Origin of the sequence: Microbacterium sp. CJ77 (genome assembly GCF_002911615.1) — a bacterium.
Classification (GTDB): Bacteria; Actinomycetota; Actinomycetes; order Actinomycetales; family Microbacteriaceae; genus Microbacterium.
Genome location: NZ_PQBR01000006.1, coordinates 464,529 through 477,365, shown reverse-complemented (window position 1 = coordinate 477,365; position 12,837 = coordinate 464,529). Strand labels below are relative to the sequence as shown.

General features: G+C 70.6%; 10 protein-coding genes. All 10 read right to left on the bottom strand.

The window, feature by feature from the left end; translation table 11 throughout:
- Positions 1 to 15: 15 nt before the first annotated feature.
- Genes C2868_RS03030 through C2868_RS02985 form a run of 10 tightly spaced genes read right to left on the bottom strand, consistent with a single transcriptional unit; the run spans position 16 to position 12,789 of the window.
- Positions 16 to 1,467: an amidase gene (locus tag C2868_RS03030; protein WP_100811532.1), complete on the bottom strand. Its 1,452-nt coding sequence runs from the start codon at positions 1,465 to 1,467 to the stop codon at positions 16 to 18.
- A complete protein-coding gene (locus C2868_RS03025; RefSeq protein ID WP_100811533.1) occupies positions 1,464 to 2,492 on the bottom strand; it encodes a phosphotriesterase in 1,029 nt (342 codons plus the stop codon). The genes C2868_RS03030 and C2868_RS03025 overlap by 4 nt, the downstream gene beginning before the upstream one ends.
- Positions 2,489 to 3,844 (bottom strand): amidohydrolase, encoded by a 1,356-nt coding sequence (locus C2868_RS03020; RefSeq protein WP_100811534.1) that lies wholly within the window; start codon positions 3,842 to 3,844, stop codon positions 2,489 to 2,491. The genes C2868_RS03025 and C2868_RS03020 overlap by 4 nt, the downstream gene beginning before the upstream one ends.
- Positions 3,841 to 5,562 carry a gamma-glutamyltransferase family protein gene (locus C2868_RS03015; protein ID WP_100811535.1) on the bottom strand — a complete coding sequence of 574 codons (1,722 nt, stop codon included), beginning with the start codon at positions 5,560 to 5,562 and terminating at the stop codon, positions 3,841 to 3,843. The genes C2868_RS03020 and C2868_RS03015 overlap by 4 nt, the downstream gene beginning before the upstream one ends.
- Positions 5,563 to 5,606: 44 nt before the next feature.
- Positions 5,607 to 7,037, bottom strand: coding sequence for an amidase family protein (locus tag C2868_RS03010; RefSeq protein WP_103662945.1), 1,431 nt, complete (start codon positions 7,035 to 7,037; stop codon positions 5,607 to 5,609).
- Between the two features lie 25 nt (positions 7,038 to 7,062).
- Positions 7,063 to 8,580: a GMC family oxidoreductase gene (locus tag C2868_RS03005; protein ID WP_100811537.1), complete on the bottom strand. Its 1,518-nt coding sequence runs from the start codon at positions 8,578 to 8,580 to the stop codon at positions 7,063 to 7,065.
- A complete protein-coding gene (locus tag C2868_RS03000; RefSeq protein WP_100811538.1) occupies positions 8,577 to 9,245 on the bottom strand; it encodes a cysteine hydrolase family protein in 669 nt (222 codons plus the stop codon). The genes C2868_RS03005 and C2868_RS03000 overlap by 4 nt, the downstream gene beginning before the upstream one ends.
- A complete protein-coding gene (locus C2868_RS02995) occupies positions 9,242 to 10,258 on the bottom strand; it encodes a phosphotriesterase (protein ID WP_100811539.1) in 1,017 nt (338 codons plus the stop codon). Before C2868_RS02995 ends, C2868_RS03000 begins: the two co-directional genes overlap by 4 nt.
- A gap of 23 nt (positions 10,259 to 10,281) precedes the next feature.
- Positions 10,282 to 11,289 carry a phosphotriesterase gene (locus tag C2868_RS02990; protein ID WP_100811540.1) on the bottom strand — a complete coding sequence of 336 codons (1,008 nt, stop codon included), beginning with the start codon at positions 11,287 to 11,289 and terminating at the stop codon, positions 10,282 to 10,284.
- A 42-nt stretch (positions 11,290 to 11,331) separates the two neighbouring features.
- Positions 11,332 to 12,789, bottom strand: a complete 1,458-nt coding sequence (locus C2868_RS02985) for an aldehyde dehydrogenase (RefSeq protein WP_100811541.1) — start codon at positions 12,787 to 12,789, stop codon at positions 11,332 to 11,334.
- Positions 12,790 to 12,837: the final 48 nt, after the last annotated feature.

Genomic DNA, 12,837 nt, shown 5'->3' with positions numbered 1-12,837 from the left:
CTTGAGTCCTCTTCGTTACGCTCCGGTAACGCTTGCGGAAGTCATCGCGGGGCTTCGCCCGACCAGACCCAACACGGACTCGATGCCCGCGGTGTGGGCCAACAGGTCACGTTCGCCGCGGTGCCGCCCGACCACCTGCATTCCCACCGGGAGGCCGTGCGAGAAACCCGCGGGAGTGACGAGCACCGGATGCGCCGTGACCGTCAGCCGATTCGCGAGCATCTGCCAGCGGAAATAGCGGTCGTAGGTCACGTCCCCGACGCGGTCGACCCACTCGACCTCCGCGAGCGGCGCGACGACGGGCGTCGCGGGTGTGATCACGAGGTCGACATCGTCGAAGAGCCGTTCCCAGCGGCGGAAGATGTCGGTGCGGATGCGCAGCGCGTCGGCGATCTGCGCCGCGGTCAGCGCCTCGCCCTGGCGGACGTTTCGCACCAGGTCCGGGCGCAACAGCTCGGGGTACTTCGCCACGTCTTCGCGGCACGAGGCGAAGAAGTTGAAGACCTCGATCGTCTCCCACGCCTCCTCCGCCCGCTCGAGTGACGGCGCGAGGTCCAGGTCGACCACGTCGTAGCCCGCGACGAGGAGCGCGCGACGGGTCTCGGCATGCGTCCGCGCGACGTCGTCGGCGATCGGCACTCCCCCGGCGTCGGCACTCCACCCGATGCGCACGCGTGACGGATCGGTCGGTGCGACGTCGAGGAACTGCGCCGGGTCCTCGGGGATCGACATGGGCGCGTACGGGTCGGACCCGGCCATCGCCGCCATGACGATTGCGGCGTCCCGGCTCGTGCGGGCCATGGGCCCGAGCACACCGTGAGCGGTCCAGCCGTTGTCGGGGCGCCCGCTCGCGATTCGGCCGGCGGTGGGGCGCAGGCCCACGACGTTGCAGAACGCGGCAGGGTAGCGCAGGCTTCCACCGCTGTCCGAGCCGTCGGCGAACGGCAGCATGCCCGCGGCCACCGCGGCGGCCGACCCGCCGCTCGACCCGCCGGCGTGGCGGGAGGTGTCCCACGGGTTGCGGCAGACGCCGTGCAGATCATTGAAGGTCAGCGTCCCGAGGCCCACCTCGGGCGTGTTCGTCTTGCCGATCACGATCGCGCCGGCTGCCTTGACCCGCCGCACGATGAACGAATCGGATGCCGCGGCCGCGTCGTTGGCGTGCGCCACCATCCCGTGGGTCGTCGGTAGGCCCGCGGCATCCATCAGATCCTTCACTCCGGTGGGGAGGCCGTGCAGGATGCCGAGCTCGTCGCCCCGGGCGACGGCCCGGTCGGCCTCTTCGGCCGCGGCGAGCGCAGCCGACTCCGGGATCATCGCGACCATCGCGTTGAGGGCGTCGTTGTGCTCCTCGATGCGGTCGAGGTGCGCGCGCATGACCTCCACGGCCGAGACGTCGCGCGACCGGATCCCGGCGGCGAGGTCGACGACGCTCCACGCGTGCAACGGGGTGTCGGTGTTCGTCATGGGATGTCCGTTCGGTCGAGGAGCGCGGCGGGCCGCGCGATGAGCATCTCGTCGATGCGTTCGTCGGTCACGCCGAGCCGCCGCAGCGCGGGCGCGACGCGGCGCACGACGTGCCCGTAGCCCATGCCGCCATGGCGCGTGAGCTGCCCCTTGGTCCACACCGAGCACGAGAGTGTGACGGCGGCGTCGGGGCGGTCGGCCAGGAGCGCGAGCAGGAAGTCGATCCGCTCGGCATCCGTCGCGTCCCGAGCACGGTCGGCGAACGCGTGCTCGCTGCCGAAGGCGAACTCCACGACCGCCCCCGTGTCGAGGACGTCGCCGACGTAGGACGCGTCGAGCACCTTGTCGATGTTGCAGAAGAGGATGCGGTCGGCCGGCAGGCCTTCGCCGATCAGCATCCGAGCCACCTCGGGTCCACGCCGCGCTGCCGCGTCCAGCCGGATCGTGACGGCTACGCCGTTCTCCGCGGCCGCCCGTGCCGCCGCGCGGAGGGCCCGCCCCTCGGCCGGCGTGATCTGGGCGCTCGTCCCCAGCAGGCCGAGCACCCCCGCCCGGTATTCGGTGCCCGGGATCGCGCGGGTGAGCGCGGTCTCGAACAGCTCCTGCATCCTTTCCTCGGCGAGCTCCGCCCACCAGGCGGGCAGGGTCTTGTCGATGTAGCTCCCGTATGCCGCGACGATGTTCACTCCGCTGGCCCGCGCGATGTCCGGCAGGGCCGCGGGCCCGTTCTCGTGAGCGGGACCCATCCCCCACGACGTGGCCTCGATGATGGTGCCGAGGCCGGCGCCGGATGCCTCGCGCAGCTCTCGGGCGGCGTCATCCGCGTCGTCCAGCGTGAGGTTGTCGGGCAGCGACATCCAGCTCCATCGCAGGTCGCCGAGCATCTCGGGCCGGATCGGCCCCTCGAGCATGCCGCCCTCGCGGGTGGGGCGCAGCAGGTGGCGCGAGTCGGTGAGCACGTGCTCGTTCGTCGAGACGACTCCGAGTGCCGTGCGTTCGATCGGGCCGAGGACCGTCTCGATCACGACGTGCTCCGGTGGACCGTGCGACCCCCGACATCCGTCCGATGTACGCGCAGCGATCGGATGTCGTCGACCGGCACCGTGCGCGGATCGGCCGACCAGAGGGCCCAGTCGGCGTACATGCCCGCTCGGAGCACTCCGCGGTCGTTCTCGGCGAGGCTGGCGTACGCGGCACCCGTCGTGTACGCGCCGAGCGCTTCGTCGATCGTGATCGCCTCACTCGCCGCGAGCGGGACGTCGGATCCCGCGACGCGGCGGGTGATCGCCTGCCACATGAGGTGGCGCGGGTCGAAGGCGAAGTAGGGGCCATCCGAGCCGAATGCGACCGTCGCCCCCGCGTCGAGCCACGAACGCACAGGGTTCGCCGTCTCGGCGCGGGCGCCGATCTTCTCCCGCAGACCCACACCGTTGTGCCAGATGATCGAGGGCTGGAGGGAGGCGATGACGCCGAGTTCGGCGGCGGAGCGCATCGTCGCGGAGCCGGGTTCGAGATAGGCGTGGATGAGCTGGAATCGACGATCGCGCACCGCCCCTCCCGCCGCCGCATAGGCGCGTGTCACGAAGGCGATCGCGCCCGCCCCCACGGCGTGGGTGCCGACGCCCCACCCGCGTTCGGCGCAGAAACGCACGAGCGTGCCGAAATCGTCCTCCGAGATGCGCTGCAGCCCGGTGTACCCCGAGCCATCCCACGGCGTATCGAGCAGCGCCTGACCCTTGAGCGCCTCGCCGTCGGCGTAGACCTTGATCGGGCCGAGACGCAGGATGTCGTCCCCGAACCCCGTCGAGACGCCCGTTCCGTCGAGGTGGGCGAGGACGGCGGCGAGATCCGGCGTGGCGACGGATCCGAATTCCAGATAGGGCATCGCGACGGTGCGCATCGTGAGGGCCCCGAGCCGGTGGGCTTCCTGGTAGCCGCGCATCTCGTCGATCGTGACGGCGGGATCCACGACGCCCGTGATGCCGAGCGCGTGGAGCAGGGGTTGAACCACGCCCAGCCCGCGGACCCTGTCGGCCAGCGTCGGGGTCGTACCCGCCGGCCAATCGTCCTCCTCGTCGAAGGTGTCGTGCATCGTCTGGATGAACTCGTCCACACCCGCGCCCGGAGCCAGGAAGGTCAGAGCCTTCAGCCCCCCGCGCTCCATGTGCAGGTGCGCATCAATCAGGCCCGGCAGCACGACACCCTCGAGGTCTTCGACGCGTGCCCCGGGCACGGAACGCGCGACGTCGTCGGCCGCGCCGACCGCCACGATCCGCCCGCGATCGACGGCGAACGCCTCCGCTTCCGGGCGTTCCGGATCCATCGTGACGACGCGGGCACGGAAGACCACGGGCCCGCGGGGCATCGGCTCGTTCACGACACCACCGCCTGCGCGGGCTGGCGGGGGTCCGCGGCCGACTCGAGGAATCCCGTCCGCGCGTTGAGGTAGATCGCCTCGACCGCCGCGGCGTCCCGCGTGTACGGCGGCCAGCGCCGCACGTCGTGACCGCGCCGCTCGAGCTCGACGTAGACCTCGTCGTCGAAGCGGTCCTCGAGGAAGACGTGCGCCGCGAGGTAGTCGAACGGGGCGAACGAGTTCGGAAAGCTCCAGGTCGAGAATCGCGGCGCGTTCACGGCCTCCTGGAGGTCCATCCCGAAGTGGAACGCGTTCACGAAGACCTGCAGCATGGCCTGCACCTGCATGTCGCCGCCGGGGCATCCGAACGGCATCACGCTGCCATCGTCTCGCACGGCCATCGCCGGGTTCGGGGTGAGCCGCGGGCGCTTGCCGGGCGCGACACCCGCGGGATGCGCCGGGTCGGGCCGCGACTGCAGTCCGCGCAGCGACGGCACGATGCCCGTGCCGGGGATGACGGGGGCCGTCGAGGCTCCGTCCGACGGCGTCGCTGAGAACGCATTGCCCCACCGGTCGACGACGCACACGTAGCTCGTGCCACCCTCGCCGATGTGGCGCAGCTCGGCGGCGGAGATCGCGTCCGGAAGCGTCTGGGTCTCGCCGAAGAGTGCGGGCGGCAGCCCCGGGTGGGCGCGATCGGGATCGATTCCCGCGGCTCGCATGGCGATGTGCTCCCGCCCGAGGATGCGTTCCAGGGGTACATCGACGAACGCCGGATCACCGAAGTGGTGCTCGCGATCGGCGAAGACGGCCTTGAGCGCCTCGATCGAGGCGTGGATGTACTCCGCCCCGTTGTGCTCCATCCCGTCGAGACCGAACGCCTCGAGGATCAGCAGCGCCTCGGCCAGGATCGGCCCCTGACACCACGCCCCGCACGTCAGCAGCGTGAAGTCGCGCCACCGCGTCTCGACGACCGGCTCGTACCGCGAACGGAACTCGGCGAGGTCGTCGCGGCCGAGGTATCCGCCGTTCTCTTCGTGGTAAGCGACGATCCGCTCGGCGATCTCACCCTCGTAGAAGACGGCACGCGCCGCCTCGAGCGCGCTCGCACGCGAACCGCCCGCCGCTCGCTCGGCATCGATCATGAGCTGGATCGTGCGCGCGAGATCCCGCTGCACGAAGCGCTCGCCGACCTCCGGCGGCCGACCGGCCGGCAGGTAGATCTTCTCGTTCGCCGGCCACTTGCGGTACCCCGCCTGGCGGTTCGCGATCCCGTTCGCGAGCAGCGGGAACACGGCGAAGCCGTCCCGGGCGAGACGGAGCGCCGCCTCCGCCACGCGGGCGAAGGTCATCGTGCCGTAGTCGCGGAGCGCTGTGATCCAGGCATCGGGCGCCGCGGGCACCACCGTGCGCAGCAGCCCCGTGGGGATCGTGCCGTCGTGCTCGGTCATGAACAGGTCCGCGGGTATCCGCCGCGGCCACACCCCGAGGCCGTCGAGACTCACGGTCTCACCGTCGGCCATGCGGATCATGATCGGAGCGACGCCGGCGAAGTTGACCTCGTCGGCGTGCAGGACCGCGAGCGCCATCCCCGCGCAGCAACCCGCGTCCACTGCGTTGCCGCCGGCCTCGAGGATCGCGAAGGCGGCGGACGAGGCGAGGTAATGCCCCGAACTCGCCGAGTGGCGGGTTCCGAGGATCGCGGGGTTCGGGGCGGTCCAGCTGAACGGTGCGGTCATGCGCTTCCTCGTCTGTGGCGTGCGTGTGGCGGACGGAACCTCGGCTAGAGCACGGGGCGGCGGGCGATGACGTCGGCGACGGCCGCCTCCCACGTCAGACCGAACTCGAGCAACGCCCTGTCTGCCCGGTACGGTCCGACGAACTGCACGCCGATCGGCAGACCCGCCCGCGAGAACGTCATCGGCATCGCGAGGGACGGCATGGCGGTCGCGGTGATCCGGCTGCACGAGCGCTGCCACGCGTAGTAGCGGTCCATCGTGACCCCGTCGATCTCGGTCGGGTATTCCCACTCGACCGGGAACGGCAGGACCTGCACGCAGGGCGCGAGCACCATGTCGTAGTCCTCGAAGAGCGCCTGGAACCGGCGGAAGAGGCGCGTGCGCGCCCCCGCGGCCCGGGCGATCAGCGCCGCGTCGAATCCGCTGGCCCACGCGATGTCGTCCTTGAGCGTCTGCTTGACGAGCTCCGGATGCGCCGCCGCCTCCTCGCCGTGGCCGTCGAGGAATTCCAGCGACCGGAACGTCTCGAACACCAGATCCGCCTCGGACAGGTCGACGTCGACGGGGACGACCTCCGCCCCGAGGTCCGCGGCCAGTCGGGCAGCGGCATCCGTCGCCGCGCGCACCTCCGGGTCGAGGGGCAGACCGCCCAGGTCCGCGCTGTAGGCGATCCGCGCGCCCGCGAACGGCCGCGGGGCGAGGGCGAAGAACTGCGCGGGGTCTTCGTCGATCGCCATCGGCGCTCGACGCTCCGGCCCCGAGATCACGCCGAGCAGGGCCGCGGCGTCCGACACGTTGCGGGCCAGCGGGCCGAGGACCGAGCCCGGGTCCCACGCGTTCCCGGGACGGGCGGACGCGACGCGCCCCGCGGTGGGGCGCAGGCCCACGAGGTTGCCGAACGATGCGGGATTGCGGATGCTCCCGCCCAGGTCCGATCCGTCGGCGATGGGCAGCATGCCGCTCGTGACCGCGGCGGCCGCACCCCCGCTGCTGCCGCCCGCCGAACGCGCGGTGTCGTACGGGTTTCGGGTGACGCCGAAGACCTCGTTGAACGTGTGCGACCCGACACCGAACTCGGGCACGTTCGTCTTGCCGACGAACACGGCGCCGGCCTCGCGCATCTTCGACACGATCACGCTGTCCGCCGTCGCCACGTGGTCGACGTAGATCCGCGAGCCGTGGGTCGTGCGCAGCCCCGCGACGTCCATCAGATCCTTCACTGCGATCGGGATGCCGTGCAGCGGTCCCCGCGAGAGTCCGCGGGCGGTGAGGGCGTCGAGAGCGCGCGCGTCGTCGAGTGCTTCTTCGGCGCGCAGCGACACGATCGCGTTGATTTGCGGGTTCCGTTCTTCGATGCGGTCGAGATGCGCCGCGACGACCTCTTCGGCGCTGAACGCCCGGGTGCGGATGCCCTCGGCGAGCGCCCGCATCGTCAGCTCGGTCAGTGCGGATCCGGTCGGTTTCGGTACGGTCATCTCGTTCCTCCGGTTCGTTGGCGACTCATGACGCGTCCTCGAGCAACATGCGAGCAACCTTCTCGCCCACCACGATCGCGGGCATGGCGGTCGTCGCGCGCGGGATGCGCGGCATGATCGAGCAGTCGGCGATGCGCAGTCCCGCGATCCCGTGCACGCGGGCGCGGGCGTCGACCACCGCGCGCGGGTCGCCGTCGACGCCCATCCGGCACGTGCCGACCGGGTGCCAGTAGTTGTCGGGATGCCGGTACAGGTGCGTGGTCAGCGCCGCGCGCGAGAACGTCTCGGGCCCGGGATGGATCTCGGCGCCGACAAGGGAGGACAGGGCGGATGTCGCGGCGAGCTCACGGAGGATCTCCGCCCCTTCGGCGAGCATCGCCACGTCGGTGCCCTCGGCGTCGGAGAGGAACCGGTGGTCGATCCACGGCTTCGCCTCGGGATCGGCGCTGCGTACACGCACGAATCCGCGCGAGCGCGGCAGCAGGGCGGATGTCCCGATGCTCCAGCGCTTGTCGTCGCCGCGGTGCGTGGGGCTGTACGGAAGGAAATGCAGGTCGAAGGCCTCGGTCTCGAAGCTCGATGCCGCCTTGCCCATCGCCTGCTCGTCGGGGGTCCAGCCGGCCTCCCGCGCGGCGCGCATCTCGTCCGCCATCCGATCCGACCCCGCGAAGCTCATGAGGAGGAACGGCTGATCGTGGAGGTTCTCGCCGACGCCCGGCAGGTGCTGCACGAGCGGAATGTCGAGGGGTGCCAGCTGGGAGTACGGGCCGATCCCGGAGCGCAGCAGGATGGTCGGCGAATTGTAGGCGCCGCCCGCGAGCACGACCGTGCCCGCGCGAACGACGACGTTCTCGCCCCCGTACCGCACGACGACCCCGGTGGCCGCGCCGTTCTCGACCAGCACCCGGTCAACGAGCGCGTCACCCACGATCCGCAGGGTCGGCAGCGACCGCACGGCGTCGAGGTAGGCGAAGGATGCGTTGACGCGGACGCCGTCCTGGATGTTCATCGCCTCGGGGGCGAAGCCCGCCGACTCGTCGAGGCCGTTGAGCGAGGCGAGCCGCGGCATCCCGACGGCCGGTGCCGCGTCGTACCAGGCGTGCTGCCAGGGAGTCAGCTCGGTCGCGGTGAACTGGCGCACCCGCATCCGGCGCATGCCCTCCTCGAAAAGGGGAACCAGATCGTCGGCGGCCCAGCCGACGAGACCGGATTCGGCCCAGGCGTCGTAGTCGCGGCGATGCCCCCACGTCTGCGTGCATCCGTTGACGTCGGAGCTGCCGCCGATCGCGCGGGCACGCTCGAAACCGACCGTCCAGGGGTACGTGTCGCCCGAGTCGTAGCCCCAGTCGTGCGATCGGCCGAGCCGGGTCGCGTCGACGAAGTCGGCCGGCCAGGCGGGATCACCCTCCGGACCGAAGTCCGGACCCGCCTCGAGCACGAGCACGTCGTGCCCGGCCTCGGCGAGGCGCGCCGCGACGACGCTGCCCGCCGTGCCGCCGCCGACCACGACGAACGCCGCTTCGGAGGGAAGGCCCGCGGTCATCGCGACAGGAGCGCGTCGGAACCCACGGCGTTCGCGTCGGCGACGGTGCCGAAGTACGCCAGTACGTCGGCCGTGTCGACGAGGGCGTCCCGTTGCAGGTACTCGATCGCCTCGAGCGACGCGGTGTGCGCGCGCTCGCTCGATCCCCCGACGGCGTCCTGCACGACGCGCACGCGGTAGTCGTGCTGGTGGCCATCGACGAACGTGTAGTGGATGCACACGTCGGTGAGCCCGCCTATCAGGATCAGCGTCTCGGCTTTGTACGCCTTCAGCACGATCTCGAGCTCCGTGCCGAAGAAGGCCGAGTAGCGCCGCTTGCGGATGAGGAATTCCTCCGGCTCCGGCAGCAGCCAGGAGGCCAACTCGGTGCCGTCGTCGCCCTCGATGCAGTGCGGGCCCTCGACCCCGTCGAGCTCACGACCGATGTCCACGAGCGATGGCTTGTGCACCTCCTGGATGAATACGACCGGTACTCCCGCGGCGCGTGCGGCCTCGACGAGCGCGAGCTGCCGGGGCGCGCGCTCCGCGCGACCGCCCATGATGGGGATGCCGCCCTCGCCGGGTGCGGACTCGCCGGCGCCCCCCTGGATGTCGACGACGATGAGAACGGCCCGCCCGACGATGTGCGCGCGTTGGGGCGTGGTGGACGCGATGGGCTTGGTCATGGCCGCTCCAGAAGTCGTCGAGGGGTGTGGATGAGGATCTGGTCGGCGACGGATGCGTCCCCGGCGATCTGTGCGATCGCCGGTCCGATCCTGCGGAAGAGGTGGTCGTAGCCGTTGCCGCCGTTGCGGCGCAGGTTGGCTTGGGCCCAGACATCCTGCGCGATCACGAGTTGAGAGGCGTATCCCTCGGAGAGCAGCCACTCGACCATTTCGAGCCGCTCTCCGTCGGTCGGGTTCCGCATCGCTGCGCTGCCGTAGTAGAAGTCCGAGCCGAACGTGTCGTAGGCGAGCACCGCACCCGCCTGGGCGACCTCGCGGTGATAGCCCTTGTCCCAGAACTCGTCCAAGTGGCCGATGATGACGCGGTCGGGACTCATCCCCTCCTCGAGCAGAACCTCGAGCACCGCCGTGCCGCCCTTGCCCCGGAAGGACTGGTGCGTGTACACGGTCGACCCCGTCTCGACCCCGGCTCGAGCGGCGGCGCGCAGCACACGCCATTCGGCATCGGTCACGGGCCAGCTCGTGCCGATCTCGCCCAGGAGGGCGGGACGGATCCCGGTGTCGCCGATGCCGTCCGTCAACTCGCCTATGAGACGCGCGGCGAGTTCGTCGACCGATGCCGTCTTGACGTCGTCGGCCATGGTGTCCTCGACGTAGAAGCCGCAGCCCACCATGACGTGCACGCCCGCGCGCCGCGAGATCTCGGGCAACTCGGCGAGGCGGCGACCCATGCCGTCGAGCGTGAGCTCGACCACTCCCGACCCCCCGGCGGACGCGACGTGCGCGAGTTCCTGCGCCGCGACATCCGGATCGTCGAGCACGATGTTCTCGGGAATGGAGAGGAAGTTCCAGCGCAGGTACGCCATGAGCTCGGGGCCCATCGGCACGCCCACGGGCGGCAGCTCTTGGGGCTCCTTGGCCCAGATACGGAGGTCGCTCAGCAGGTGCTCGTGCATCGACGTGGGGCCGAGATCGGCTGCCTCGATCGGGCCGAGGACGGTGTGGATGGGCATGGATCTCCTCGGGGCTTCGAACCCTACGCGCCGAAGACGGCGCGACGGGGGTTGTCTACGTGGATGCCGCGCAGGATCTCGGGATCGATCCCCCGCTCGATCGCGAGCGCGGCGAACTCCTCGAACAGGAACGTGTAACCGGGCCCGCCGAGGGACCGCATGTGCGATCGCTGGCAGACATCCTGCGACAGCAGAATCTTGTCCGCGTAGCCGGCGGCGATCAGCTGCTTCAGGTAGTCGATGCGGCGTTCGATCTGCGGCATCACCAGGTTTCCGCCGATGCGGCAGGTCATCAGGCAGTCGTACTCGATGAACGCTCCGCGACGCAGCAGATCGAGCGCGTAGTCGACGCTCTTGACGGTGTCGGCGTGGCCGATCACGACGCGACCCGGGTCCACGCCCTCTTCCATCAGGATGTCGAGCTGCGCCGTACCGGTCGGGAACGTCGCCGCGTGGGTCGAGATCATGGCGCCCGTCTCGAGCGAGGCGCGCGCGGCGGCACGGAACGATCGCTCCTCGGTCGCCGTGATGTGCGACAGGTCGGACGCGATCTCGCCGATGATCCCCGCCCGCACGCCCGTGCCGGGGATCTCGTGCACGAGATCGCCGATCAGGTAGTCCGCGATCGCGTTGACCGAGTTGCGGTCGAACCAGCGCTTGTCGAGATAGTGGTCGTAGTAATGGCCGGTGCCGAGGATCACCTGCACGCCGGTCGCCTCGGCGATCGCCTTGGTGGCCAGGACGTTCGCCACCGAGCGCGAGCCAGTGTCGGCGTTCTGCTGCATGTCGTGCTGGTCCGCCCAGCCGATGGGCGCCGCATAGTCGCTCAACTCGCCGTTGGTCATGTCGATGATCGTCGACCCGCCCGCGGCGGTGAAGGTCGCGAGCTCCGTCGCCATCTCGTCCCAGACGTTGAGATAGCCATCCTGCGGTGTTGTCAGCGTCATGTTGATGAACACATGCTCATGCGGCAGCGTCACACCCAACTGCTCCGGGCGCAGCGGGCCGGTCACGCTCTGGACGGTGTCCATCGGGTTCCTTTCGGGGAGGTGGGGTGGAGCGGGCCGGGCGAATCAGATCGCGATGACGACGCTCTTGGACTCGCAGAACCCGCGCAGGCCCTCGTCGCCGAGATCGCGCCCGAGGCCGGACTCGCCCACCCCACCGAACGACAGGGCGGGGTCGAAGATGTTGTACGTGTTGATCCAGACGGTTCCGGCGTGGATCGCGGCGGCCATGCGGTGGGCGCGCCCCAGATCGCGGGTCCACACGCCCGCGGCCAGACCGTAGTTCGTGTCGTTGGCGATGCGGACGGCGTCGGCCTCGTCGTCGAACGCGATGATGCCGACGACGGGGCCGAAGATCTCCTCGCGCGCGATCGTCATGTCGTTCGTGACACCCGAGAAGAGGGTTGGCTCGACGTAGAACCCGGGCCCGCGCGTTCCGCCGCCCGCGATGAGGGTCGCGCCCTCGCGCTCGCCCTCGCGGATGTAGCCGAGCACGCGCTGGCGCTGCTCTTCCGACACGAGCGGGCCGACCGTGACGCCGCCATCCAGGCCGTCGCCGACGGGCACCTTCGCGACGGCCGCCGCGAGGCGCTCGGTCATCTCGTCGAGGATCGAGCGCTGCACGAGCAGGCGACTGCCGGCCGTGCACATCTGCCCCGAGTGGCCGAACGAAGCGCGCATAGCGGTCAGTACCGCGGCGTCGAGGTCGGCGTCCTCGAAGACGATGTTGGGGCTCTTGCCGCCGAGCTCGAGGGTCAGGCGCTTGAACCCGTCGACGGCGGCGGACATGACGCTGCGCCCGACCTCGGTCGATCCGGTGAACGACACCTTCGCGATGCCGGGGTGCTTCGTCAGCGCGGCGCCGACGCGGCCGTCCCCGGTGAGGATGCTGACGACGCCCTCGGGCACGCCGGCCTCGATCATGATGGCGCCGAGGCGCAGGAGCGTCAGCGGAGTGTCCTCAGCGGGCTTGGCGACGACCGTGCAGCCCGCGGCGAGCGCCGGGGCGAGCTTGAACGCGGCGGTCATGATCGGGAAGTTCCAGGGCAGGATGATCGCGACCGCACCGACCGGCTCGAGCGTCGTGTAGACGTGGTGGGCGCCGCCGTCGATCGGGATGACGGTTCCGCCCAGGCGCGAGGGTGCGCCGGCGAAGTGACGGAACGTGCGTGCCGCGCTGGCCGTATCGGCGCGGGAGCGCTCGATCGGCTTGCCGTTGTCGCGCGTCTCGAGGATCGCCAGTTCTTCCAGGCGCTCCTCGATCAGGTCGGCGACGCGGTGCAGGATGCGGGTGCGCTCGAGCGGGGCGAGGCCGATCCACCGCCGGTCGCGGTGCGCGGCGACCGCAGACGAGACCGCCGCGTCCACGTCGGCGTCCGTCGCCTGAGCGACGGTCGTCAGCAGCTCCTCGGTCGCCGGGTCGAAGATGTCGAGCACGTCACGCTCGCCGCGCTCGGTCCACACTCCTCCGAGCAGGAACGGCTCGTACGGGGGCAGGGCGGTGACGCCGGCTCTCAAGGTCATGTCTTCATCCTTCTGCGTCGTGCGGTGTGCGGCGGGCTGTCCGGGGCG